Source organism: Nocardia altamirensis NBRC 108246 (assembly GCF_001612685.1).
GTDB classification, from domain to species: Bacteria; Actinomycetota; Actinomycetes; order Mycobacteriales; family Mycobacteriaceae; genus Nocardia; species Nocardia altamirensis.
This window is the reverse complement of sequence record NZ_BDAY01000011.1, coordinates 28,282-52,081: the sequence shown is the minus strand read 5'-3', so window position 1 is coordinate 52,081 and position 23,800 is coordinate 28,282. Positions and strand designations below refer to the sequence as shown.

General features: G+C 69.0%; 23 protein-coding genes. 12 read left to right on the top strand and 11 right to left on the bottom strand.

All coding sequences use genetic code 11. The annotated features are described in order from the left end of the window. Positions 1–13: 13 nt before the first annotated feature. The 3 genes from NA11_RS07550 to NA11_RS07540 are packed head-to-tail and all read left to right on the top strand — an operon-like array spanning position 14 to position 3,419. Positions 14–1,273, top strand: a complete 1,260-nt coding sequence (locus NA11_RS07550) for a GlnX family signal transduction membrane protein (protein ID WP_084654301.1) — start codon at positions 14–16, stop codon at positions 1,271–1,273. Between the two features lie 38 nt (positions 1,274–1,311). Beyond that, the gene (locus tag NA11_RS07545) at positions 1,312–2,241 is read left to right on the top strand and encodes a glutamate ABC transporter substrate-binding protein (protein ID WP_069161198.1); all 930 of its coding nucleotides are present in this window, start codon (positions 1,312–1,314) and stop codon (positions 2,239–2,241) included. After that, positions 2,238–3,419: a hypothetical protein gene (locus NA11_RS07540; RefSeq protein ID WP_069161054.1), complete on the top strand. Its 1,182-nt coding sequence runs from the start codon at positions 2,238–2,240 to the stop codon at positions 3,417–3,419. The genes NA11_RS07545 and NA11_RS07540 overlap by 4 nt, the downstream gene beginning before the upstream one ends. Positions 3,420–3,486: 67 nt before the next feature. Here NA11_RS07540 and NA11_RS46530 read toward each other — a convergent pair whose 3' ends face one another. Together NA11_RS46530 and NA11_RS46525 are read right to left on the bottom strand one after the other, a co-directional pair. Next, entirely contained in the window at positions 3,487–3,693 is a 207-nt protein-coding gene (locus tag NA11_RS46530; RefSeq protein WP_069161053.1) for a hypothetical protein, read from the bottom strand. A 123-nt stretch (positions 3,694–3,816) separates the two neighbouring features. Next, positions 3,817–3,987 carry a hypothetical protein gene (locus NA11_RS46525; RefSeq protein WP_245745781.1) on the bottom strand — a complete coding sequence of 57 codons (171 nt, stop codon included), beginning with the start codon at positions 3,985–3,987 and terminating at the stop codon, positions 3,817–3,819. On the opposite strand from NA11_RS46525, the gene NA11_RS07530 reads away from it, so the two are divergent. The 6 genes from NA11_RS07530 to NA11_RS07505 all read left to right on the top strand — a co-directional run bounded on the left by NA11_RS07530 (position 3,977) and on the right by NA11_RS07505 (position 12,072). After that, complete coding sequence (locus NA11_RS07530) at positions 3,977–5,992, top strand: serine/threonine-protein kinase (RefSeq protein WP_439957049.1); 2,016 nt, start codon at positions 3,977–3,979, stop codon at positions 5,990–5,992. The genes NA11_RS46525 and NA11_RS07530 overlap by 11 nt on opposite strands. A gap of 365 nt (positions 5,993–6,357) precedes the next feature. Next, positions 6,358–7,446, top strand: a complete 1,089-nt coding sequence (locus NA11_RS07525; RefSeq protein WP_245745765.1) for a protein phosphatase 2C domain-containing protein — start codon at positions 6,358–6,360, stop codon at positions 7,444–7,446. Next, on the top strand, positions 7,443–8,729 hold the full coding sequence (locus tag NA11_RS07520; protein ID WP_069161051.1) for a vWA domain-containing protein: 1,287 nt from the start codon (positions 7,443–7,445) through the stop codon (positions 8,727–8,729). The genes NA11_RS07525 and NA11_RS07520 overlap by 4 nt, the downstream gene beginning before the upstream one ends. 371 nt (positions 8,730–9,100) lie before the next feature. Beyond that, complete coding sequence (locus tag NA11_RS46520; RefSeq protein ID WP_245745764.1) at positions 9,101–9,505, top strand: FHA domain-containing protein; 405 nt, start codon at positions 9,101–9,103, stop codon at positions 9,503–9,505. A 118-nt stretch (positions 9,506–9,623) separates the two neighbouring features. Beyond that, complete coding sequence (locus NA11_RS07510; protein ID WP_069161196.1) at positions 9,624–11,510, top strand: CocE/NonD family hydrolase; 1,887 nt, start codon at positions 9,624–9,626, stop codon at positions 11,508–11,510. A 34-nt stretch (positions 11,511–11,544) separates the two neighbouring features. Beyond that, entirely contained in the window at positions 11,545–12,072 is a 528-nt protein-coding gene (locus NA11_RS07505) for an AAA family ATPase (protein WP_245745763.1), read from the top strand. Between the two features lie 23 nt (positions 12,073–12,095). Here NA11_RS07505 and NA11_RS07500 read toward each other — a convergent pair whose 3' ends face one another. Together NA11_RS07500 and NA11_RS07495 are read right to left on the bottom strand one after the other, a co-directional pair. Further along, positions 12,096–12,614, bottom strand: coding sequence for a cupin domain-containing protein (locus NA11_RS07500; protein ID WP_069161048.1), 519 nt, complete (start codon positions 12,612–12,614; stop codon positions 12,096–12,098). 219 nt (positions 12,615–12,833) lie between these two features. Further along, positions 12,834–14,339 carry an FAD-dependent oxidoreductase gene (locus tag NA11_RS07495; protein ID WP_069161047.1) on the bottom strand — a complete coding sequence of 502 codons (1,506 nt, stop codon included), beginning with the start codon at positions 14,337–14,339 and terminating at the stop codon, positions 12,834–12,836. 91 nt (positions 14,340–14,430) lie between these two features. Here NA11_RS07495 and NA11_RS07490 point away from each other — a divergent pair, with 91 nt between their 5' ends. Next, positions 14,431–15,507 carry a DmpA family aminopeptidase gene (locus NA11_RS07490; protein WP_069161046.1) on the top strand — a complete coding sequence of 359 codons (1,077 nt, stop codon included), beginning with the start codon at positions 14,431–14,433 and terminating at the stop codon, positions 15,505–15,507. Positions 15,508–15,510: 3 nt separating this feature from the next. On the opposite strand, the gene NA11_RS44665 is transcribed toward NA11_RS07490, so the two are convergent. The 4 genes from NA11_RS44665 to NA11_RS07475 all read right to left on the bottom strand — a co-directional run bounded on the left by NA11_RS44665 (position 15,511) and on the right by NA11_RS07475 (position 16,925). Further along, complete coding sequence (locus NA11_RS44665; RefSeq protein WP_141717466.1) at positions 15,511–15,705, bottom strand: hemerythrin domain-containing protein; 195 nt, start codon at positions 15,703–15,705, stop codon at positions 15,511–15,513. A gap of 37 nt (positions 15,706–15,742) precedes the next feature. Then, on the bottom strand, positions 15,743–16,069 hold the full coding sequence (locus tag NA11_RS07485; RefSeq protein WP_069161045.1) for a hypothetical protein: 327 nt from the start codon (positions 16,067–16,069) through the stop codon (positions 15,743–15,745). 2 nt (positions 16,070–16,071) lie between these two features. Next, positions 16,072–16,518: a hypothetical protein gene (locus NA11_RS07480; protein WP_069161044.1), complete on the bottom strand. Its 447-nt coding sequence runs from the start codon at positions 16,516–16,518 to the stop codon at positions 16,072–16,074. 65 nt (positions 16,519–16,583) lie between these two features. After that, entirely contained in the window at positions 16,584–16,925 is a 342-nt protein-coding gene (locus tag NA11_RS07475; protein WP_069161043.1) for a hypothetical protein, read from the bottom strand. A gap of 174 nt (positions 16,926–17,099) precedes the next feature. Here NA11_RS07475 and NA11_RS07470 point away from each other — a divergent pair, with 174 nt between their 5' ends. Then, on the top strand, positions 17,100–17,627 hold the full coding sequence (locus tag NA11_RS07470; protein WP_369691116.1) for a DUF6328 family protein: 528 nt from the start codon (positions 17,100–17,102) through the stop codon (positions 17,625–17,627). Between the two features lie 68 nt (positions 17,628–17,695). Here NA11_RS07470 and NA11_RS07465 read toward each other — a convergent pair whose 3' ends face one another. Next, on the bottom strand, positions 17,696–18,919 hold the full coding sequence (locus NA11_RS07465; protein ID WP_069161195.1) for a glycosyltransferase: 1,224 nt from the start codon (positions 18,917–18,919) through the stop codon (positions 17,696–17,698). A 578-nt stretch (positions 18,920–19,497) separates the two neighbouring features. On the opposite strand from NA11_RS07465, the gene NA11_RS07460 reads away from it, so the two are divergent. Continuing rightward, a complete protein-coding gene (locus tag NA11_RS07460) occupies positions 19,498–20,685 on the top strand; it encodes a serine hydrolase domain-containing protein (RefSeq protein ID WP_069161041.1) in 1,188 nt (395 codons plus the stop codon). A gap of 116 nt (positions 20,686–20,801) precedes the next feature. Here the strand turns inward: NA11_RS07460 and NA11_RS07455 are convergent, their stop codons facing one another. Together NA11_RS07455 and NA11_RS44660 are read right to left on the bottom strand one after the other, a co-directional pair. Beyond that, complete coding sequence (locus NA11_RS07455) at positions 20,802–23,015, bottom strand: molybdopterin oxidoreductase family protein (RefSeq protein WP_069161040.1); 2,214 nt, start codon at positions 23,013–23,015, stop codon at positions 20,802–20,804. A gap of 532 nt (positions 23,016–23,547) precedes the next feature. Then, positions 23,548–23,763: a hypothetical protein gene (locus tag NA11_RS44660; RefSeq protein ID WP_141717465.1), complete on the bottom strand. Its 216-nt coding sequence runs from the start codon at positions 23,761–23,763 to the stop codon at positions 23,548–23,550. Positions 23,764–23,800 lie beyond the last annotated feature (37 nt).

Genomic DNA, 23,800 nt, shown 5'->3' with positions numbered 1-23,800 from the left:
TTAGGAGGACGGTGTGGGACCTCGCATCCGCAACGGGACCCTGTGGTTGCGACGCTTCGCCGGAACGACACCGGGGGTGATCGTTGTCGTCGCCGTCGTGTCGGTCGTGCTGTGCCTGCTGGCCGGGTTCGCCGCGATGAGCCAGATGAGCGGCAAGAACGCACGCCAGGACAGCGCACTGGAACGCACCGAGCCGCGCGCGTTCGCGGCGCAACGGCTGTATGTGGCGCTCTCGGCGGCGGATTCGACCGCGGCCACCGCGTTCCTGACCGGCGGGCTCGAGGCCGGCGCGGTGCGCGGGCAGTACCAGCAGGCCCTCGCCGATGCCGCGGCCGCGCTCTCGGATGCCACGATCAGCGCCTCCGACGAGCAGACCCGCCAGATCGTGGCCAGGATCAGCGCCGATCTGCCCGCCTACACCGGGCTCGTGGAAGCGGCCAGAGCCAACAGCAGGCAAGGGTTCCCGGTCGGCGCCTCGTATCTGGCCGAGGCTTCGGCGGTGATGCAGGATTCGCTGCTGCCCAACGCGCAGCGGCTCACCGAGGCCAGGTTCGCGGCGGTGCGCGCCGACCAGCGCGCGATCGGCGCGCTGCCGATGGTGAGCATCGTGCTGGTGCTGCTTGTGCTGATCGCCTGCGCGGTGGCCTCGGCGATCCTGGTGCGGCGCACCAATCGCCGCGTCAACCTCGGGGTCGCGGTGGGCGCGGGCGCGGCGGGGGTGGCGCTGCTGTGGCTGGTGCTGGCGTCGACCGTGGCCGCGGCCAACCTCGACACCGGCAGCTCCGGTGCCAGCAGCCGCTTCGAAACCCTTGCCAAGGCCCGCATTTCGGCCCAGCAGGCACGCACCGACGAGACACTGCAGCTGGTCACCCGCGGCGACATCACCGCCGGTGAGGAGCGCTACACCACGCACGCCGCCGACCTGCGCGATCGGCTCGCCGCGGTAGTCGGCGCGGATTCACCTGCCGCCCAAGCGCTCACCAGCTGGACCGAAGGCCATCGCTGGCAGGTGGCGGCCTATCAGTCCGCCGACTATCCGGCGGCGGTGGCGCAGGCGATCGGTGCCGCGCCGCAGTCCTCGGCGACCCGCTTCGCCGCGCTGGATCGCGCGCTCACCGACAACCTGGCCCAGTCGCGCCGCGACCTGCGTGGCGGGCTGGACACCGCGGGCACCGTGCTGACCTTCAGCCCGGTGGGCACGCTGGCGTTGCTGGTGTTCGCCGCGGCCGCGGTGGTCGCCGGTCTGTGGCCGCGGTTGAAGGAGTTCCTGTGAAGACACCTGTGCTGGCCGCCGCACTGCTGGCCGCGACGATGCTGCTGGTGAGCGGTTGCGGCGCCGGGGAATTGCCGGCACCGAGCACGTTGGACGCGGTGCATCCGACACCGGCGGGCGCCGCGGAGATCACGATCGCGCCGCAGGCCGAGGGCCAAGGCGGGTGCGACGAGGAGGCCTCGTTACGTCCCGGGCCGTTGCCGAGACCGGGTGCGATGCCGCCAGGCTCGCCGATGGCCGCGATCGCGGCGCGGGGCACGCTGCGCGTCGGTGTCGACCAGAACACCTACCTGTTCGGGTTCCGCAATCCGGCCACCGGCAGGCTCGAGGGTTTCGACATCGATATCGCGCGCGAGATCGCCAGGGATCTGTTCGGCGATCCGGACAAGATCGAGTTGCGTTCGGTCAATGCCGCCGAACGCATTCCGGCGCTGCGCGACGGCAAGGTCGACATGATCGTGCGCACCTTCTCCGCCACCTGTGAGCGCCGCCGCGAGGTCGACTTCTCGGCGGTGTATTACCGTGCCGCACAGCGCATCCTGGCCCCGGCCGATTCCGGTATCGCCGCCAGCGCCGACCTGGCAGGCAAGCGGGTCTGTGTGGCGCGCGGCACGACCGCGGCCGGTCCACTGTTCCGGATGCCCCAACGCCCGACGGTGCTCGGTGTCGCGAACTGGACCGACTGCCTGGTCGCCCTGCAGCAGGGCAATGTGGACGCGATCAGCGGCGATGATCCGATCCTGTTCGGGCTCGTCGCCCAGGACCGTACGCTGCGGGTGGTCGGCGAACCGATCGGTCTCGGCGCGTACGCGGTCGGGGTGCCCAAGGGCAGCGCGGAGCTGGTGCGGTTCGTCAACGGTGTGCTCGAACGCCTGCGCACCGACGGCGGCTGGCAGCGCATCTACACCGACCGGCTGGCCGCACTCGGTCCCTCACCGGGCCCGCCGATCCCGCGGTATGTGGGATGAGCCCGCCCGTGGCGCCGTTGACCGTCGCCGAGATCGACCGCGAATTGGCCAGGCGCGGCACCGAATTCGATTCGATCACCGCGATCATGCTGGAGCTGGACAAGCATCCGGGGCTGACCCTGGTCCGCCACTATCCGCCCTCGGGGGTGACCGAGGCCCGCTGGGATCCGGTGCGTGACGCGCTGGCGTTGATGTGGGAGGACCTGGCCAGGATGCGCGCGATCCTCGAGTCCGCGCGCACGGTGCGCGGCACCCGCGCGCGCCTCGACGACGCCGAGCGGGCCCGGTTGACCGAGATCCTGCGCGGGCGACCGCACGAGGTGTCGCGCACGCCGATCCCGTTGGCGCAGCGCTCGCTGACCGGTCCGAGCGAACACGTGCTGTTCGTCGGGCTCGCCGATACCCTTGATCGCATGCGGGCGACGTTCCCGGTGATCGCCGAGTTCCTCGACGCGGTGGACCAGGTGAACACCCGGGTGATGGCGGGGCTGGCGCCGCTGCAGCAGCGGCTCGACCGAGCCGGTGCTCTCACCCCGGAGCTGCGCGGGGTCGGTGACGGTATCGCCGCGCTGCTGAGCCGTTCGGCGACCGACCCGCTGGCCTTGACCGTCGCCGAAATCGATGCCCGGCTGGGCGAACTGGGCCAGGCGCTGGACCGTGAGGGCGCGGTGCTTGCCGAACTCGCGGCGATGAAAGCCAATTGGGCGGCCGCGGTCGCCGAGGTGCGGGCGCGGCTGGGGGTGCTGCTGGCCACGCGCGAGCGTGCCGCGACCGCCAAGGCCAGCGTCGAGGCCACCCTGGTGTCGGGTCCGTTGCCGGTGCCCGCCGAGGACGGTGAGCGGTTGCGTGCGCAACTGGCGCTGGTGGCCGCCGATCCCGGTGCGGGCGCGGCGCTGATCGATCTGCGCCGCCGCATCGACACCGCGAACACGGCAGCCCTCGAGGCCGAGCAGCTGGCCACGGGACTGTTGGAGCGGCGCGGGGAACTGCGCGGCCGGTTGGGCGCCTATCAGGCCAAGGCGGCGCGACTGGGTGTCGGCGAGGACTCGGATCTGCTTGCCGCGTATCAGCGTGCGAGCGAGCTGCTGGCGCGCACGCCGTGCGATCTGGCCGCGGTCACCCGCGCGGTCGCCGACTATCAGCGCCTGATCGCGGAGAAATCGGGGAAACGATCATGAGCGAGCAACCGGGAGGGGGAATCGTGACCTGCACGGAGCCGGGCTGCACGGGCACCATCGAGGACGGTTATTGCACGGTGTGCGGCAGCGCACCGGCTGCCGCGAGCCAGGCGTCAACGGCGACAACGGCTTCGGCCCCCGAGTCGCCTTCGGTCGTCGGAACGCCTTCAGTCGCCACCACGCCTTCCGTCGTCGAAACACCGTCGGTCACCGAGACGACCATCGAATCGGTGCCGCGGCACTGCACCGAACCCGGGTGCGGCGGCACGGTCATCGACGGCTACTGCGAGATCTGCGGCACCGCACCCGCGGAAGCGGCCACTGTTCAGTCGCACGCGACCACCCCCTCGGCGGCGCGGTGTGAGGAACCCGGGTGCGGGGGAACACTGGTCGACGGCTATTGCGCGGTGTGCGGTGCCGCGCCGGCCCCGGCCACCGCGGCGCTGGTGTCGACGCCGAGCAGCAGGACCGGGTCGCGGTCGGTGCGCACGGCCCGCTCCTCGTCGCGGTCGAGCAGGCGTGGACGTTTGGGCGCGGGCATGGTGGAGGTGCCGCCGGTGCCGCGCATCGATCCGGCCTCGGCGGTGATGACCGAGCCCGAGGTGCCCGAGGCCAAACGTTTCTGCGGTAAATGCGAGAAGCCGGTCGGGCGCAGCCGCGAGGGCAAACCCGGTCGCGCCGAAGGGTTCTGCCCGCATTGCGGCACTCGCTATTCGTTCACCCCGAAATTGTCCAAGGGTGATCTGGTCGCCGGCCAGTACGAGGTGGCCGGCTGTCTGGCCCACGGCGGGCTGGGCTGGATCTATCTGGCGATCGACCGCAATGTCAGCGACCGGTGGGTGGTGCTCAAGGGCCTGCTCAATGCCGGTGACGCCGATGCGATGCTGGCGGCGGTGGCCGAGAAGCGGTTCCTGGCGCAGGTCGAACATCCCAGCATCGTCAAGATCCACAACTTCGTCGAGCACGCGGGCGCCGACGGGGTCGCGGTCGGCTACATCGTGATGGAGTATGTCGGCGGCACCTCGCTCAAGCAGATCCTGCGCAGCCACCGCGAGGGCACCGGCGGGTTCCTGCCGCCAGCGCAGGCGATCGCCTATGTGCTCGAGATGCTGCCCGCGCTGGGATATCTGCATGCGCTCGGGCTGGCCTACTGTGATTTCAAGCCCGACAACGTGATGCAGACCGACGAGCAGCTCAAGCTGATCGATCTGGGTGCGGTGATCGCGATGGACGATCAGGACAGCCCGATCTACGGCACCATCGGCTATCAGGCGCCCGAGATCGCCGAGACCGGACCGACCGTGGCCACCGAGGTGTACACGGTCGGGCGCACGCTGGCGGTCCTGCTGGTGGCGGTGCCGCAGCGCGGCGGGCATTTCGGTGCGCTACCGGGCCCGGAGACCGAACCGCTGCTGGCTACCTATGATTCGCTGTACCGGTTCCTGTTGCGTGCCACCGACGATGAGCCCGACGCACGGTTCGCCTCGATGGAGGAGATGGCCGATCAGCTGACCGGGGTGCTGCGGGAGGTGCTTTCGCTCGAGGACGGGGTGCCGCGTGCGGGCATGTCGAGCTATTTCGGGCCGCCGCGTGCGGTGTTCGGGGTCGGCGATGCGGTGACGGCCTCGACTGTTGTTGCGGGGCTTCCGGTGCCGTTGGTCGATCCGAGCGACAGTGCGGCCGCGCTGCTGGCCACCACCAGCGGCACTACTCCGGCGGAGCTGACGCAGGCGTTCGAGGCGGGGTTGCGTGCGGTGGTCACCGGGCGCGGCGAATCGACCGAGATCCCGCTGCGGTTGATCAGGGCCGCCCTCGAGGTGGGTGACACCGCCGAGGCGGACCGGCGACTGACCGAGGCGGCCGCGAGCATTCCCGGCGATTGGCGCCTGACCTGGTATCGCGGCCAATCCCGGTTGCTGTCAGGTGATTTCGCGGACGCACGCACCGAATTCGATGCCGTCTACACCGCGTTGCCCGGTGAGGCGGCACCGAAGCTGGCGCTGGCCGCGGTCGCCGAACTGTCCGGCGCCGTGGACGCCGAGGGTTTCGCGGCCGCTCAGCACCGGCGCAGCGCGGCACGCTTCTACGAGACGGTGTGGCGCACCGACCGCGGGTATCTGAGCGCGGTCTTCGGGCTGGCCCGGTTGCGTGCGGCGGCCGGTGAGCGCGAGGGCGCGGTGGCGGTGCTCGATCAGGTCGATGCGGGGTCGGCGTTGTTCACCGAGGCCAGGATCGCCGCGGTGGACACCGTGCTGGCCGATCGGACACCGGAGGAGTTGACCGAGGCGATCCTGCGCGATGCGGGTGATCGGGTGACGCGGCTGCGGGTGGATTCGAAATCCCGTGCCGCCCAGGTGCGTTTGCGGGTGCTCGAGGCCGCGTTGGCGTGGCTGGGTGCGGGCCGGGCCCGCGCCGATCAGCAGCCGCTGCTCGGCGCCGACCTCGACGACGCCGGTGTGCGGACGGGTCTGGAGCGCTGTTACCGCGATCTGGCGCACGAAACCGAGGACATGTGGGCACGATTCGCGTTGGTGGAGCAGGCCAACACCGTGCGCCCGAGGACCACCCTGTGACTCGGCGCGCAGGCACGCGCGGCCTCCGGCACCTGCCGACGCGGCGGGGGCACCTCTGGGCGCGGGGGTCGTGATGGGCGAGGACGGCGAAACAGCCACCCGCACACCGTTCGTGGACTGTCTACCGCATGGTCTGCTTGTCGCCGAGGCAGTGACAGGCCCAGCGGGCAGCAGAACGGTGCTCGGCGGTATCGCGTCGATCGGCCAGGTGATAGTGGGCACAGGTGAGGGGTTGTGGTGAACAGACACGGCAATAAGGCCACGGACACAATGCGTGCGCGGGCATCGCGGGCGGGTTCGGTGCTCGAGGCGCCCGGCAGTGCGGCGACTGCTCGGATGGTTCCGGTGATCGGTGAGGGGGCGTGGTGAGCGACAACGACGACACAGTGGAGTCGGTGGTGAAAGCTCCAGCGCCGGTAACGGTTTCGCTGTGTCCTGGCTGTGCAGCCGAGGTGCACGCGCAGGATCGGTTCTGCGAGAACTGCGGTCAGGAGTTGGGTGGCCGTCAGGTGGCGTTGCCCCATCACGAGCCGGGTCCGGTGACCGCGTGCGAGGGATGCGGCGGGCTGGACTACGACGGCGACGGCTACTGCGCCGGATGTGGGCAGTTGCGGAGGCCGCCGGATCGTTTCGCCGCCGATCTGGGTGCGGTCGCGGTGATCACCGACCGGGGTATCGCGCACGCCCGCAACGAGGACGCGGTCGCCGCCGCGGTCCTCGACGGCCCCGACGGTGTGCCTGCCGCGGCGGTGCTCGCGGTCGCCGACGGGGTGTCCTCCTCGGAGGATCCGCAGGTGGCCTCGGGCGCGGCGGCCAGGGTCGGTGTCGAAGCCACCCGGGTCGCGCTGCTCGACGGGCAGCCTGCGAGCGAGGCGGCGATGGCCGGGCTGGTGGCGGCGGCCACCGCGGTGCGCGAGAGCGCGGTCACCGACGGCCACGCACCCTCGTGCACGTATGTGTCGGCGATCGTGCGCACCGACGCGACCGGCACCGAGATCACCGTCGCCAATGTCGGTGACAGCAGGGCATATTGGTTGCATGCCGACGCGCCGGTGCACCCGGACAACCCGCCTTCGCAGCGGTTGACCGTGGACGACTCGTGGGCTCAGGCGCTCGTCGACGCCGGCGCGATGGACGAGCAGGCCGCGATGAACGATCCACGCGCGCACACCCTGATCCGCTGGCTCGGCGCCGACGGCCCGGTCAAGCCGTGGTCGGACAACTGCGTGCGGACCCTGCGCACCACCGGGCCCGGGGTGCTGCTGGTGTGCAGCGACGGGCTGTGGAATTACCTGTCCGACGCGATCGCCCTTGCCGAGGTGGCGACCGCGCATCCGCCGGCCGTCGCGGCCCGCGAACTGGTCGAGTTCGCGCTGCGCTGCGGCGGCAGCGACAACATCACCGTCGCGATCGTCCCCGTCCCGTGGACCGTAGATCCAGGAGTAACACAGTGAGTTCCGTGGCAGGCAATGGTATTTCGGTCGCTGTCGATCAGAACGAGTATCTGGCCGACGGGGTCGGCCTCGTCGATGCGGTGGTGACGGTGGAGACCGCGGCCGATCTGGTGGTCGCCGCGCCTGCCCAGGAACGTCTCGAGCTGCTGATCCTGGACTGCTCGGGATCGATGGCCACCGGGCGCAAGTTCCCCGGCGCCCGCGAGGCCGCGCTCGCCGCACTGGACGTGATGGCCGACGGCACCCAGTTCGCGATCATCGAAGGCACCGCGATGGCACGACTGGCCTTCCCGAAAGAGGTGCCGTCGCTGCCTGCCAACCACGACACCCGTGCCGCTGCCCGGCGTGCACTCGACAAGCTCAAGCCCGGCGGCGGCACCGCGATGGGCACCTGGCTCGGGCTGGCCAGGCAGCTGGCCAAGAAGCATCCCGGCGCGATGGTGCACGCGATCCTGCTCACCGACGGCAAGAACGAGCACGAGGAGCCCGCGGCGCTCGCCGCGGAGATCCAGCAGTCGCAGGGCGTATTCACCTGTGACTGTCGTGGTGTCGGCACCGATTGGCGCGTCGATGAATTGCGGTCGATCGCTTCGGCGTTGCACGGCAGTGTCGACATCGTCGCCGATCCGGCCAAGCTGGCCGCGGACTTCGCCGCGATGATGCAGGGGTCGATGGCAAAGGCGATCCCGGAGCTGACGCTGCGGGTGTGGACGCCTGCGGGAGCGACGGTGCGTTTCGTCAAGCAGGTCGCCCCTGCCATCGAGGATCTGACCGCGCGCCGGGTCGACACGGCCGCGCAGGTGGGTGAATATCCGTTGGGCGCCTGGGGTGCTGAGGACCGCGACTATCACGTGCAGGTGCAGGTGGAACCGGCCGCGCCGGGGCGGGAGAAGCTGGCCGCGCGGGTCAGTGTGGTCAGCGGCGAGCAGGTGCTCGGGCAAGGTCTGGTCAAGGCGGTGTGGACCACCGACACCGAGCTGTCGGCCCGGATCAGCAGGCGGGTCGCCCATTACACCGGGCAGGCCGAGCTGGCCCAGGCGGTGCAGGAGGGGTTGGCCGCGCGCAAGAGCGGTGACGCCGACACCGCGACAGCGAAACTGCGCCGCGCGGTCGAGCTGGCGGCGGAGTCGGGCAACGAGAGCACCGCCAAGCTGTTGCGTGGCGTGGTGGAGGTCGACGAGGGCAGCGGGACGGTCCGGTTGCGGGCCAGTGTCGAAGCCGCCGACGAGATGGCCCTGGATGCTCGCTCGACCAAGACCGCGAGGGTCAGGAAGGAGGGCTGATGGGCACCTGTCCGGAGGGACACCAGTCGAGCGCGCTCGACTATTGCGATGTGTGCGGGGCACCGATGGCGGCGGTCGCGGCACCGGTCTCGCGGTGCCCGTCGTGTGGTGCGCCCAGCGGCGGGCGCTTTTGTGAAGTGTGCGGGCACGATTCGGCGCTGCCCGCCCTCACAGCGCAACCTGCCCCAGCAGTGGAACCCGCCGTCACGGTACAACCTGGCGCCACAGTGCAACCCGCTGGCACAGTGCGGCCGGATGCCACAGTGCACCCCGCTGGCGGGGTGGAACCTGCCTCCGCAGTGCAACCCGGCGCAGCGGAACCGGCTGCCACGGTGGTGAATTCCGCGGCGACGGTCGCGTGGGTGGCCACGGTGACCGCTGATCGTGCGTTCTTTGACCGGGTGATCGCGCGTAAGGGTCCCGATGCCGATCAGGTCGGGTTCCCCGATTTCTACCCTGAGCGTCGAATAGTGTTGTCGCGCAGTGAGATCCTGATCGGCAAGCGCAGTGTCTCACAAGGCGTGCGTCCCGATATCGATCTGGGGATCGCGCCGGCCGATGTCGGTGTCTCGCGCGCGCACGCCATGCTGCATCTGGACGAGAACGGGCTGACGGTCACCGATCTGGGGTCGACCAACGGCACCAGTGTCAACGGCAGCGACGAGCTGATTCCGGCGACGGTCGCGGTGCCGCTGCGCAGCGGGGATCGCATCCATCTCGGCGGCTGGACCACGATCGTGCTCTCGACCGAGCCGGGTGGCGTCGAACCCGCCTGAGCGACAGCAGGTTTCTGCGTCTGGGACAGCATCGGCCATTTCATGGACAGCGGTGTTCGTCGACGCCTATCGTCGAGAGGCCACGACCAGCGTGCGCAGCCGCCGAGAGGACCCTGCCATGGCCCAGCCGCAGCTACCCACCGCGGCGACGGTGCCGCCGCAGCACCGATTCGATATCGGTCCCGCGCGGTATCCGGCGTTGTTCGCCGCCACCACCGTCCCGATCCCGATGTCGGACGGTGTGGTGCTGACCGCCGATATCCTGCGCCCCGGTGACAAGGCGGGACCGGCGCGTGAGCCGCTGCCTGCGATCTTGAACTTCACCCCATACAACAAGATGCTCAACCGTCACGGCATGCGCGCGCACACCCTGCTGCGGGACTGGGCGGGGCGGATCAGGCCTTCGGATCGGCGGCGGTTCACCGCCCGCGACCTGCTGCACACTCCCGCGGGTGGGATCCTCGAGCCGTTCACGATCAACCGGACCGCGGTGCGCCGCGGCTATGTCGGGTTGATGATCGATGTGCGTGGCACCGGAACCTCCACGGGCAGTTGGGATTTCTTCGCACCGCGCGAACAGCAGGACTACCTCGAGGTGATCGAGTGGGTGCGCCGCCAACCGTGGTGCAACGGTGATGTGGCGGTCACCGGCGTCTCCTATGGTGCGATCGCGGCGTTGATCGCCGCGGGCCTGCGCCCGCCGGGGTTGCGTGCGGTGTTCGCGATCGAGGCCGGTGAGAACCCGATGCGTGAGCTCGGCTTGACCGGTGGGGTGCCGACGCCGGGGATGCTGCTGTGGATTCTGGCGGTCAACGGGTTCAAGTGGCTGCCGTCGTGGCCTGGTCTGGTGCGTGCGGGGCTGCTGGGCGCGTTCCTGCGTGACCGGCTGGCGGATCCGGCCAGCTGGGTGCGGCGTGCGATCGAGATCGGGTTGGTCGCCGAGCATCCCGACGGCTATCTGAATCCGATGTGGGCGGCGAAATTGGCTCGCTTCGAAGACATCACGGCACCGACCTGGATCCACGGCGGCTGGCACGATGTCTACAACCGCTCCAATTTCCGCATGTACGACCGTATTCCGTTGCTGGGCGGCGCCAAACAGGTGCTGGTCGACGACTCCTATCACCTGAGCGCCGGGTCGGGGTTCGGTGCACCGGAGGGCCCGCAGGCCCTCGACGAATTGCAGTGCGCGTGGTTCGACCGGTGGGTCAAGGGCATCGACAACGGCATCGACGGCTTCGGGCCGGTCACGGTGCGCAGGCAGGGCGAAGGGCGCTGGCACCAGCATGCGGTGTTCCCGGATCCGGCCGCCACCGCGCGCAGGCTCTATCTCGACAGCGAGAACACCGCCACCGCACCGCACGCGGGCACCGATGCCGCGTTGTCGGGTGTCCCGTGCGAGGTCAAGGCCCGACTACCGGTGCCGACGCGGCGAATCCGGATGGCGTCCAACAACACCGGCATCCTCAGCATGGGGGTGACGTTGCTGTTCGGCAGGCGTTTCGGCACCGATGACCGGCATGCCGAGGCGGGCGCGGTCACCTTCACCAGCGCACCGTTGTCCGAGGATCTCGTCGTGTCGGGTCCGATGAATCTGCATCTGTGCGCCGAGGCCGATGGCGCCGACGCGTTCTGGTCGGTGACCGTGTGCGATGTCGAACCCGACGGGGCCTCGGTGCCGATCACCCGAGGGGCGCTGCTGTCGAGCCTGCGCGCCACCGACCTGGCCGCCAGCGACTATGTCGAGGACGAACTGGTGTTCCCGCTGCATCCGCTGACCGCGGAGTCCGCGCTTGCGGTGGTCCCGGGGGAGCCGTTCACGATCGACATCGAGATCAACCCGACCGAGGCGCTGCTGCGCGCCGGGCATCGGCTGCGGGTTGCGGTGAGCCGCGGCAGTTTTCCGCGCCACCTGGTTCCGCCGTGGCGGCGACGCAGGATGGGCGGGCAGACGATCATGCTCGACCCGCGCCTGCCGAGCTATCTGAGCTTCTGCGCCCGCTGAAAAACTGGTTGCCTCGGCTGCGACCATGATCATCATGGTTGCTTCGGTCTATCTGCTCACCGGTATTCAAGCGGCGGGAAAGTCGACGGTCGCGCAGGCACTGGCCGAACGGTTGCCGCGCTCGGCGCATGTGCGCGGTGACAGTTTCCGGCGTTTCGTCGTCGGCGGCCGGGCGGAGATGAGCCCGGATCCTTCGCCGGAGGCGCTGGATCAGCTGCGGTTGCGGCACCGGCTGGCCGCCCAGACCGCGGACGGCTATGCGGCGGCCGGGTTCACCGCGGTCCTGCAGGACACCGTGCTCGGAGAGTTGTTGCCCTACACCATCGCCCAGCTGCGTACCCGCCCGTTGTATGTGATGGTGCTCGCGCCGCGACCGGACGCGGTGGCCGCCCGTGAGTCCGGTCGCGCCAAAACCGCTTACGGTGCGTTCACCGTCGAGGATCTCGACACCGTGCTGCGCACCGAGACACCGCCGTTGGGATTGTGGCTGGATTCTTCCGATCTCACGGTCGAGGAGACGGTGACGCAGATAGTGGATCGCGCGCAGCCAGTACTGGACTGACTGCGCGCGAACACCCCTCGGTGTCAGTGCTGGTGTGGCACTGGGTGATTGGTCAGTGGCGTCAGCTGGTGGATATCGTGGCGTTCGCGCAGTGCGGCGATCTCGGCCGGATCGGGTGCGCCGCCGGAACGCAGCAGGTCGGTCAGCTCCTGCAGATACACCTCGTGCCCCGACGGTGAGACCAGGAACAGCATCTTCGCGGTCTCGGTGCCGGGGTTGAAGAACGCGTGCGGGCATCCGGCCGGAACATGCATGAAACTGCCTGGGCCACCCCGGAATACGGCGGTGCCGTCGGCGGCTTCCCAGCGCCGCCAGTCACCGGTGGGCGCGGATTTCGGGTGGAAGGCGAGCAGGTCCAGTTCGCCGTCGAGCACGAAGAACACCTCCTCGGCCTGGCCGTGCCAGTGCGCGCCGACATCGAAACCCGGTGGCACGTCGGCTTCGAAGGTCGACCAGATCGCTGAGCGTTCCGCGCCGGCCTTCAACGTCATGGTTTGCAGTCGGCGTCCTGCACCCGGGGGCAGCAGCAGTCCATCGGTCATTGTTCCTCCAGCGCAGGTGATCTGCACTCACGCTAACGACCATGGCGCGGTCCGGCTCCGGTACTGCGACCGCAGGGCAAGATGTTGCTACGGGTGACCCGAACCCGTGGACGCCAGGGCGACTTCCGGGCTACCTGGGCCCGAGTCCGCCGTGCTCTACCCCACGCAACGCCTCGGCGGCAGAGCAGGCGTTCGATGCGACACGCCGCCGGCAACGCCTCAGCGGGCGGCGGGCGGTGCGGGCAGCGGGGTGAGGTCGTGGGTGGCCGGTCCTTCGAGCAGGGCGCCGTCGGCGGCGAAGCGGGAGCCGTGCAGCGGGCAGTCCCAGGACCGTTCGGCGTCGTTCCAGGTGAGGATGCCGTAGAGGTGCGGGCAGATCGCCGAGACCCGGCTGGTGATGCCGTCGACGGTGCAGGTGGCGGTGGGGCGCAGCCCGTGGCGTTCGACAACACCGCAGCCTTCGGCCGGAATGTGCTCGCCGCTGTGCACGGCCGCGCGCAGCCAGCCGCCGGTGAGGTGTTGGGCGACAGCGGTATTGGCCATGGCCGCGGCGGGCAGCGCCTTGAGTTCACCGGGCCGCCAGCTGGCCATGGCGTCACTCCAGCGGGGTGGTTTACCGGTGCGGCGGCCGGCCAGGGCGAGGGCGGCGGCGACGCCGTTGGTGAGTCCCCATTTCGCGTATCCGGTGGCGAGCAGGATGCTGTCCTGGCCGGGCAGCAGCGGGCCGACATACGGCAGTTCATCGATGGGGCTGTAGTCCTGAGCCGACCATTCGTGCAGAAGTTCCGCGGTGGGGAACCAGGTGCGGGTCCAAGCGACCAGGTCGGCGGCTTTGGCGCGCGGTGCGCGGGCGCGTCCGACGCCGTGGCCGTTGCCGCCGACGAGCAGCACCTCCCCGTCGGGGGTCGGCGCGTAGCGCAGCGACCGGGTGGGTGTGCCTGCGCTGAGGTACATGTCGCGCGGCAACGGTTCGCCGACCCGGAAGGCGGCCAGATAGGAGCGTTGCGCCTCGAGCCGGGCGAAGAACCCGCCACGGTCCAGGATCGGGGTGCCGGTGGCCAGCACGACCGTGCCCGCGCCGAGCTCGCCGTGTTCGGTGTCGAGGACCAGAGCACCGTCGCGCCCGCGGCGCACCCCGCGCACCCGGGTGGATTCGTAGATCGGGGCCGCATGCGATTCCACGCGCGCGGCGAGTGCGGCCAGCAGCGCCATCGGATCGAGCTGGGCCTGATCGGCCAGGCGCACCGCATGGTGGGCCGGGAACGGTGCGTCGAACTCGGTGAGGAGTTCGGTGGGCAGCCCGGCTTGCCTGGTCGCGTCGTATTCGGCACGCACCGTGGCGTTTTCGGCTTCGGACTGCGCGTAGGTGTAAGCGGGCGCGTGCTGGACCGCCACCCCCTGTTCGGCGCAGAACCGCAGCAACCATTGCTGGCCTGCACGATTGGCCTCGACGTAGGCGCCGAGCGTGGCAAGGGAATGCCGAGCGCGGATCTGCTGGGCGCGAATTCCCTGCAGCAGGCTGATCTTTCCGGTGGTGGCGCCGGTGGTGCCCGCTCCGACCCTGCGGCCTTCGACCACCGCCACCTGCACGCCGTTCTCGGCCAGCAGCAGCGCGGTCACCAGACCGGTGAGGCCGGCGCCGATCACGACGGTGTCGAACCGCGAACCGGGCGTGAGCCGCAGCCGCGCCGGGACCTGGGCGTCGGTCAACCACAGTGAGGTCATAGGCCCGACATAACCGGTGTGCGCGGCGGCAAACACCGGCCTGCCCCGAAAATGGCGGGCGGCGGCGCTGCTGGTTGCCTAGGCTCGCAGGATGAACCTACGCGCGCGTGAGCACGGACTGGAATTCCCCGGTGTGCCAGGAGAATTGAACGCGATCACCGATGTGCCCGGCGTCGAGGTCGGCTACACGACGTTGATCCGCGGCGAGGACGTGCGCACCGGTGTCACCGCGATTCTGCCGCGCGGCAAGGCCGGGGTGTTCACTCCGTGTGCGGCGGGCTGGTTTTCGCTCAACGGCAACGGCGAGATGACCGGCACCACCTGGCTCACCGAGACCGGGTCGCTGACGTTGCCGGTGCTGATCACCAACACCCATGCGGTGGGCACCTGTCATCGCGGCATCATCGACTGGCTGGTCGGTGCGTTTCCTGAGCTGCCCGAGGATTGGTCGTTGCCGGTGGTCGCCGAGACCTGGGACGGCTACCTCAACGATATTCGCGGCGCGCATGTCACCGCGGCCGATGCGGTGGCCGCGATCGAGACCGCGACGGGCGGGCCGGTCGCGGAGGGCAGTGTCGGCGGCGGCACGGGCATGAATTGCTATGCCTACAAGGCGGGCAACGGCACTTCCTCGCGTCGCGTCGACTACGGTGCGGACACCTACACCGTCGGCGCGTTCGTGCAGGCCAACTTCGGTGCGCGTCGCGAACTGGTGATCCGTGGGGTGCCGCTGGGCAGCCAGCTCGCCGACGACGACCCGATGCGCGAGTGGGTGGCGCCTTCGGGATCAGGGTCGGTGATCGTGGTGCTTGCCACCGACGCGCCGCTGCTGCCCGGGCAGCTGACCGCGATGACCCGGCGGGTGTCGCTGGGGTTGGCGCGCACCGGAACGACCGGCTCGCATTTCTCCGGCGATATCTTCCTCGGCTTCTCCACCGCCAACGCCGGCGCGCTCACCAGTGCCTTCCCCGACGGTGAACACCGCTACGAGCAGCTGCGGTTCATTCCGTGGGGTCAGCTCAACCCCTTCTACGAGGCGGTGGTGCAGGTGGTGGAGGAGGCCGTGGTCAACGCGCTGTTCGCCGGGCAGACCATGATCGGGCGCGACGGTCACCGCTCACCGGGCATGCCGGTGGACACGGTGGTGAAACTGCTGGCCGCACACTGACATTCACGGCGACGCGACCGGGTACCGCATCAACTCGGCCTCGGTCGCCTCGTGCACGGCCAGCCAGCGCACGAACTCCTCGAAGGACTCCCTGCGTTCGGCGCCGACGGTGGCCAGCATCTCGTCGAGCAGTTCACGCATCCGAGTGTGTTGCAGCACAAGCAGATCCACCACGTTTCGATGATGCTGCGTGCTCATTGTGTTGCCTCGTTCTCCGACCGCGATGTCGTTGGGTCTATTTCGGGACCAGGATCCCGGTCAGGTCGGCCTTGCTGATCGGGGTCGACGGGTTGGCCTGTGCGGTGCACATGAGTTTGATCGAGGCGATCGCCGCGTCCACGGTGGTCGCGTCGGTGGCCGGGCTGGTGGTGCTGCCGCGTTCCTGTTCCAGGAATTTGGTGACGGTGATGCGCTGCTTGTCGGCGTCCTGGGCGAGGAACTCGGTGCACGGTGTGTCACCGCCCTTGTTGACGAGCTTCTTCGCGTCCTCGCCGCAGCCGCCGAGCAGCAGCGCCGCGGCTGCCGCGGCAAGGAGTATCGATCCGGTCTTGTTCATGTTCATGATCAACCACCCAGCAATGTCGAGGCGAGATTGTCCGCGTCGAGCACCTCGAGCGCCTGCTTGCGCACGTCGGGGCAGTTCTGCTCGGTGATGGTGTCGATGATCGCGCGGTCGGTCAGCACGGTGTCGTTCAAGCCGCCGTTGCGGGCCGCCCAGTTGTGCACGGTGCCGTTGAACGCCACCCGCGCCGGGATCGCGCCCTGCACGCGCCACTGGCCCAGATCGGCGTTCATCATGTCGCACAACTGTTTGCCCGCAGCAGGGCTGACCGCGTCGGGGTCGGGCATCTGGGCTTTCGTCGACGGCATGGTCAGCGAGATGGTGCTGTCGCCGGGGGTGGCCGGGGCCGGATCCTTGGATTCGGTGTCCGAGCATGCGGCCAGCAATCCGGCACACGCACCGGCGAGCAGTAGCGTGCGCACCGTAGGCCGGTGACGATGTCGAGTCATGGTGGGAGTCCTCAGGATTCGATGGGCGGGGTACCTGGCGCAATACCCGTGCCCGATCCGGCCAATCAGTGACCTGCTTGATCGCTCAGGCGCAGACCTTCTTGGGCCTTGAGCCTGCGGTGTTCGAGAACTACGAGCAGCACGCCGAGCACGAGCAGCACCACGGTCGCGACAGCGCCGATCACTGCCCAGCCCGCGAACCCGTAGCCCGCGGCGGTCAACGTCAGGCCCAGGCCGACCAGGCCGAGCGCGACCAGGACGATGCCCGGCCAGTTGCGGGCGTCCTCGATGGATTCACCGACATGGGTGCGGGTGGTGCGGGTGTAGTCGGGGAAGTTGTCCTCGGGCGGGCTGTGGTGCTCGGCACCGCTGTGTCCCGTGGTCGATTCGTTCGGTCCGGGAAGCATGCTGGATCCTTTCTGGTCCGCCCCGCCACAACGGCGGGCCTTGCATCGCATACCCCGCCCGGTGCAGGTCAATCGCGCGCTGGTTGAGCGCCGCACGCCCGGGTATGCGATTCATGCCGAGGTCGACGCGTGCGACCTGGGCGGGCTCCATGCGTGATGAGAAGGGAACGACCGATGATGAGCGAGGATCGGTTCGCGCCCGACACCGATACCGGCGCCGATCACGACACCGTCCGCCGCGAGACCGACACCGAACGCCTGGACCGCAATTGGATCAGCCTGGTGCAGGAACTGCGGGTCGTGCAAACCGGCGTGCAGTTCCTCATTTCCGCGCTGCTGATCGTGCCGTTCCAGGAAACGTTCCAGGAGGATCTGCACCATCACCTGCGGGTGCTGTATCTGATCACGCTGGGCGCGGCCATCGGCGCAACGGTGTTCCTGGTCGCGCCGGTTGCCTGGCATCGGATCCTGTTCCGGCGCCACCGGTTAGGTGAAGTGGTCGCGGCGGCACACCGGTGCGCGATCGCCGGGATCGCATTGCTCGGGGTGGCGTTGATCGGTGCGATGGCGATGGTGTTCGACATGGTCGCCGGGACGGCAGCGGGCGTGACGGCGGGCGTGGTCACCGCGGCGCTGTTCGTGCTGGCGTGGCTGGTCGTGCCGTGGCACTGGCGTCGCGGCAGTGCACCCGAGGACGCCTGACCCGACGCCCGCGCCAGGCGCGGATCAACCCAGGCGGTGCGCGAGTGATCGCAGCGTTGGGCCGGCGGTCAGCGCGCGGAGGACACGACCTCGCCTGCGTGGGCGGGGGCTGCCCGGTGGTAGGCGGTCAAGGTTTCCAGGGCGAGCTGATCCCAGGCGTAGCGGCCTGCGGCACGCTGATAGCCTGCCGCGCCCCAGGTTTCGCGCAATGTGCGGTCTTCGAGCAGCGGGCGGACCGCGCGGGCGAGGGTGACCGGGTCCGGTGGTGCGACCAGACGGCCGGTGACCCCGTCCACGACGGTGTCGAGCAGGCCGCCGACCGCGGTGGCCACCACCGGTTTGCGGCAGGCCATCGCCTCGAGTGCCACCATCCCGAACGGCTCGTACCACGGTGTGCACAGCACGACGTCGGCCGAGCGGTACCAGCGCGGCAGTTCGCTGCGGCGCACCGGGCCGATCATCCGAAGTCGTTCGTGCACACCGTATTCCGTGGCCAGTCGACGCAACCGCCTGCCTTCGCTGTCGTCGTCGATGTCGTCGCCGACCGGGCCGCCTGCGATCACCAGCTCGGTGTCGGGCAGCTCGGTGAGCGCTTTGATCGCGACGTCGAAACCTTTGCGCGGCACCAGCCGTCCCACCGACAGCACCCGGTGCATGCGATGGCGTTGTCCGCGCTCGGCGGCCGGACCCTCGGGGGTGAACGCGGACAGATCGATCCCCGACGGCACGACCGAGACACGGAACCGGGGCACGCCCATCCTGGTCAGCTCGACCACTTCCTCGGAGCAGGTGGCCACGATGTGGGCGGCGCGTCCGGCGATGAGCCGTTCGAACCGGATGCGGCTGCGCGGGCTGGCATCGGCCAGGCCGAGGTGGCGGCGGCGCACGGTGCCCAGGGCGTGGAAGGTGACCACCACCGGAATGCCGTTGGCGCGTGCGGCCAGTTCCGCGGCCAGACCCGACATCCAGTAGTGCGCGTGCACGATGTCGGGAGTGTCGAGACCCCACTGTCGTTGCAGGAAGGTGCCGAAATCACCGAGGTAGGGCAGCACGTGGTCGCCGGGGATGGGTTCGGCTGGTCCTGCGGGCACGTGGACGACTCGGTAGCCTGCGTCGGTGTTCACTTCCCGCGGCAGGCTCGGATGGTCGCGGCGGGTGTAGACGGTGACCTGGTGCCCGCGCCGGGCGTAAGCCGCTGCCAGTCCGGCGACGTGGACGGTGCGCCCGCCGGTGTCGGTCGCGCCGAGTTCGGCCAGCGGGCTGGCGCACTCGGACACCATGGCAATTTTCACGATGTGCTCCGTTCTCACCACGGGCGCCGGGCGAACCGCGCTGCGGTGCCCGCGACCAGGAATCGCGTGCGGTTTCTGGAATTCGGCTCCACGCCAGTTATGCCCGCGCGATCGCGAACGAAACCTCCGACCCCGCTTCGCGATCCAGCACCGAAAGCGGCGCCATACGCGAACCAGATACGGGGGCAACGCAATCCGGCACTCCGAGAGGTCACATGATCGATATGACGATACCGAGCGCCACCGCGGTACACACCACGATCACCGCCACCGTCGCGACGATCGCCGCGACACCGGTACCAGGAAAACTGTGACGGGTCGACTCAGTGCGTGCCATGCGTTAGGCGTACCCGCTCGGGCGCCACTCAATCCCCGCGACGCTGCAACGATAGGGATTCACTCTTGCTCGAGGTAGCGCAGAACCGTGAGCACCTCTGGCACAGCCCGCGATCCACGCCATAGCGCGCACCCGGTGGTGCGGGTAGCCGCACCACCGATCGCGGGTCACCTCGCTTCTGCTGACCCTCGCCGCCCGACAGGCTGATGAGTGGTTCCACAGGTATTCGAGGAAGGCAGAAATGACAGTGCACGCACTACTGGCGCGAGTGCTCGGGGTGGCGATGATGATGGGGATGCCGGCGATCGGGGCGTGCGCGCCGTATCCGTTGGACGACACGAGGCTTGATCATCCCGCGCTGGAGCGGGCGTTGTCGGCGATGGTGGACAACCACCTGCCCGGCACCTACGCGCTGGTCCGCGACGGGGAGCAGACCTGGCGGCACGCCGCCGGCGTGGCCGACTTGGACACCGGGCGCGCGATGCAACCGGATTTCCAGCATCGGTCAGGCAGCACCACCAAAACCTTTGCAGCCACTGCGGTATTGCAGCTGGTGGCGTCAGGCGTCCTCGACCTGGACACCCCGATCGCCCACTATCTGCCCGAGGTGGTGCCCGGCGAACGCGGCAGGCAGATCAGCGTCCGCATGCTGCTCAACCACACCAGCGGCATCGCCGACCACTATCCGATCCTGATGAGGGACTTAGACACACCAGAGGCCGCCAAGCGCCACATGCTGAGCACCCCGGCGGCACGGGACATGGCCGCGCTCGGACTCGGCGCCCCACCCACCGAACAGGGCAAGTTCGCCTACTCCAACGCCAACTACGCGATCATCGAGCTGCTGCTGGACGCGATGAGCGGGCAACCCGCGCGAGAATTCATCACCCGCAACGTCATCGAGCGAGCCGGACTGCACAACACCTATTTCCCCGGCGCTGAACCGCAGATCCGCGGCCCGCACGCCGAAGCCTACGAAGATCTCGGGCCAGGCAAGGCTCCGTTGAACGTGTCCGTGCAGCCGGTTTCGGCATTCTCGGCCGGTGTCGGCGGCGGCATCGTCTCCACGATGGACGATCTGGCCCGGTTCTATCGGCTGCTGCTCACCGGCGCGCTGCTCCCACCTGACCTGGTGGCACAGATGAAACAGACCGTGGATGCGTCGGCGCGGATGGGCGCGGGAAGCAGATACGGTCTCGGACTGACCTACCAATGGATCGATGCGTGCGGGCAGGGGTATTGGGGCCACAACGGTGGCGTCGCGGGGATGATCACCGACGCGTTCAGCACCGAGGACGGACAGCGCCAGGTCGCGGTAGGGCGCAACATGGCCAGTCACATGCCCGGCGCACCCAAACCGCCATGGACCGCGGCGTCCAGAGACTTCCTGAGCATCGCGCTGTGCGGCAAGCCGGGCGCCGGACGATAGCCGCCGAGTCGCGCTGGTGGTCAAAGTGGGAATCTGTGGCGGCATTTCGCGAGTAGCGTCCGCCACCAGTTCCCACTTTGACCCTGCGCTGGTGCGGGTGTCATTGCGGGTGGTTGCTACTGAGGTGCGGTGACGGCGACGGTTGGCACGTCGATCGGGACAGCGGCCTCGGCGGGTGCGCGGGTGACTGTCACCCAGGTGTTGTTGACTGCGGCGTTGCCCGAGAACGTGTCGGTCAGCGAGGGGTCGTGCAGCAGGTTCACGTTGGCGCCGGGCAGAGCGGCCGCGACCGACCAGCCGACGCCGGGCTCACGGTGACCCCAGCCGTGCGGGACGGCGATGGTGCCCGCACGGATCTCGTCGCTGATTTCCAGGGGCACCACGATCGAGCCGGTGGGGGAGGTGACCGCGACACGCTCACCGTCGGTGAGCCCGCGCGCGGACGCATCCGCCGGGTGCATGAGCGCGGTGCAGCGGTCGCGGCCCTTGACCATCGCGGGGACGTTGTGCAGCCAGGAGTTGTTGCTGCGCAGGTGACGGCGCCCGATCAGCTTCAGGTCATAACCGTCGACGGGTGTGGTGAGCGCATTGCCTGCGCGGGCCTCGTCGAGGACGGCGCGGGCGGCGACGAGGAAATCCGGCGGCGCCAACCGCACCTTCCGGTTCCAGGTGCCGATCAGCTTGCGCAGCCGAGGTTCGAGCGGGCCGAGATCGATGCCGCCGGCCGACGCGCGCGCCTTGGCCACCGACAGTCCTTTACGCCCGCGCCGCAACACCCCGTAGGGTCCGGTCGCCACCCCGACCGTGGCCATCCGCACCGGACTGGCTTGTCCGAGCACCGCATTCAGCGCGCGCCCGGTGAACCGTCGCGCGGGCAGCGGCACCATCTCGGTCACCATCCGCGCCATGATCTGCCAGTCCTCGAGCCCGTCGGCGGGCGGCTCGAAGACGCGGGCGTCGTAGCGCAGGTTGTTGCGGACGCTGAACAGCGGGAACAGGATGTTGACGTCTTCGCGTTCCAGCGGCGAGATCGGCGGCAGGATGATGTCGGCGTGCCGGGTCGTCTCGGTGATGTACATGTCCACGGCGACAAAGAAATCCAGCGAATCCAACGCCGCACCCAGGCGCCCGCGCTGCGGTGTCGACAGCACCGGGTTGCCCGCGTAGGTGATCATCGCGCGGATCCGGCCCTCGCCTTCGGTGAGAATCTCGTCGGCGAGGGTGGCCACCGGCAGTTCGGAGCGAAACGACTTGTGCACGCCGGAACGATCGGTCCACGCGCCGTAACCCATCGGCAGAAACTTCGCATACCGTGCCGCGTCCACCGGTGGTGTCGCGAACATCTGCCCGCCCACCCGATCGAGATTGCCGGTGACCGCGTTGATCGTGTTCACCAGCCAGTGGGTGAGGGTGCCGGTCACCTGCTGGCACACCCCGATCCGCGCATACAGCACCGCTGAGGGTGCGGCGGCGTGCTCGCGGGCCAGTTGGCGGATGGTGTCGGCATCGACTCCGGCATAGCCGGCCATCCGTTCCGGGTCCGCCTCGGCGACGAGGGCCCGCAGCTCGGCCCAGCCGGTGCTCTGCGTGCCGATCGCGCGTTCGTCGCACAGATTCTCGGTGACCAGCACATGCAGCATCCCCAGCAGCAGATACACATCACCGCCGGGACTGACCGGCACATGCTGATCGGCCAGCCGCGCGGTCTCGGTCCGGCGCGGATCGATGACGACCACCTTCCCGCCGCGCCGACGCACCTCCCGAATCCGCTGCTTGGCGTTGGGCATCGTCGTGATCGACCCGTTCGACACCGCCGGATTCGCGCCGAGGATCACCAGCCGATCGGTGCGATCGATGTCGACGATCGGCATCAACACGTTCGACCCGAACATCCGCCACGCCACGAACTCCTGCGGGAACTGGTCGATCGACGACGCCGAATAGAAGTTGCGGGTCAACAACACCGCACGCAGCAGACCCCCGTAGATCACCGACGAACTGTGCGCCGCCGGATTACCCAGATACATGCCGATCGCGCTCGGCCCGTACGCGCGACGGATCGCGCGCAGCCGCTGCCCGATCTCCCGAAACGCCTCGTCCCACCCGATCGGCTCGAACCCGTCACCGACCCGGCGCACCGGGGTCCGCAACCGGTCCGGATCATGATGCAAACCACCCATCGCGGTCGCTTTCGGACAGATGTAGCCCGCCGACAGCACGTCATCGGGGTTGCCTTCGATCCGGGTCACCCGGTCGTCCTCGACGGTTACCAGAATCCCGCAGTGCGCCTCGCACAGTGTGCACTGGCGGGCAATCGTGGTCGCGCTCATGAGCTTTCACTCCGCATCGGTCGAACCGCTTGTATGGGCACTGCCGAAGCACACCCAAACCTTGTGACGAGCTTATCGGCCGAACGCCAATAGCACACCCGGTGTCTGGGACGAACGATTCGGAGCGGGGTGCCTGCGTGGCGTGCGGCGGGAAGCCGCCTCGGTGAGCGATCCGGCCGGACAGGTTCCGGGCGACCGAAGTTCGGGCCGAACGCCGGGGTCGGTGCAGGCCATGCCCGAACAGCTTGCCGGCTCGCGGTTCTTGGTGACAATCAGCGTTCCGGTGTTCGTTCTCGTGGATGGCGATCGGTGATTTCACGTTCGGGGTGACGTGGATTCGCTTCACGTTGCACTTTTGCCAAAGCCGGTTTCGAGGGCTTCGGTATTTCTGCGTTCTGCGCGCGTGACCCATGTGGGTAGAATTAGGGATGCGGGAAAGGTTCCTGTTCCACAGGTTCGTATTCCGGCAAACGGAACCCCCGGCGGCTCAGCGAGCCAACCGGGGGCCGTCCCACCTAGCTGGTGCGATCGATCAGTTTCCTAGGCCGAGGATCGCAACTAGCACCCGCACCGTCGGCTCGGTGATCGTCTCGATCGCTGAGCCGACGGTGTTTTCGCTTGTCAGCAGCGTGTAGACGGTCACCGCAGTCCGAACCCATTCGAGCAGGTTCAGCGTCCACCGGAGGCGGCTCCGGCGACTCGGCGGTTGCGGTGGCGGTGTGTTCGATTCCGGCTGAGCCTCGGGCACTCGGCCTTCCTCTCCTTTGACGGGACCCGCCACGGGT

Coding starts and splice junctions, on each gene's coding strand:
- NA11_RS07545 (WP_069161198.1), top strand. CDS start 1,312: ATGCTGCTGGTGAGCGGTTGCGGCGCCGGGGAATTGCCGGCACCGAGC.
- NA11_RS07540 (WP_069161054.1), top strand. CDS start 2,238: ATGAGCCCGCCCGTGGCGCCGTTGACCGTCGCCGAGATCGACCGCGAA.
- NA11_RS46530 (WP_069161053.1), bottom strand. CDS start 3,693: ATGACCGTGCCGCCGCACCCGGGTTCGGTGCAGTGCCGCGGCACCGAT.
- NA11_RS46525 (WP_245745781.1), bottom strand. CDS start 3,987: ATGCGCGGCACCGGCGGCACCTCCACCATGCCCGCGCCCAAACGTCCA.
- NA11_RS07510 (WP_069161196.1), top strand. CDS start 9,624: ATGGCCCAGCCGCAGCTACCCACCGCGGCGACGGTGCCGCCGCAGCAC.
- NA11_RS07505 (WP_245745763.1), top strand. CDS start 11,545: ATGGTTGCTTCGGTCTATCTGCTCACCGGTATTCAAGCGGCGGGAAAG.
- NA11_RS07500 (WP_069161048.1), bottom strand. CDS start 12,614: ATGACCGATGGACTGCTGCTGCCCCCGGGTGCAGGACGCCGACTGCAA.
- NA11_RS07495 (WP_069161047.1), bottom strand. CDS start 14,339: ATGACCTCACTGTGGTTGACCGACGCCCAGGTCCCGGCGCGGCTGCGG.
- NA11_RS07490 (WP_069161046.1), top strand. CDS start 14,431: ATGAACCTACGCGCGCGTGAGCACGGACTGGAATTCCCCGGTGTGCCA.
- NA11_RS44665 (WP_141717466.1), bottom strand. CDS start 15,705: ATGAGCACGCAGCATCATCGAAACGTGGTGGATCTGCTTGTGCTGCAA.
- NA11_RS07485 (WP_069161045.1), bottom strand. CDS start 16,069: ATGAACATGAACAAGACCGGATCGATACTCCTTGCCGCGGCAGCCGCG.
- NA11_RS07480 (WP_069161044.1), bottom strand. CDS start 16,518: ATGACTCGACATCGTCACCGGCCTACGGTGCGCACGCTACTGCTCGCC.
- NA11_RS07475 (WP_069161043.1), bottom strand. CDS start 16,925: ATGCTTCCCGGACCGAACGAATCGACCACGGGACACAGCGGTGCCGAG.
- NA11_RS07470 (WP_369691116.1), top strand. CDS start 17,100: ATGATGAGCGAGGATCGGTTCGCGCCCGACACCGATACCGGCGCCGAT.
- NA11_RS07460 (WP_069161041.1), top strand. CDS start 19,498: ATGACAGTGCACGCACTACTGGCGCGAGTGCTCGGGGTGGCGATGATG.
- NA11_RS07455 (WP_069161040.1), bottom strand. CDS start 23,015: ATGAGCGCGACCACGATTGCCCGCCAGTGCACACTGTGCGAGGCGCAC.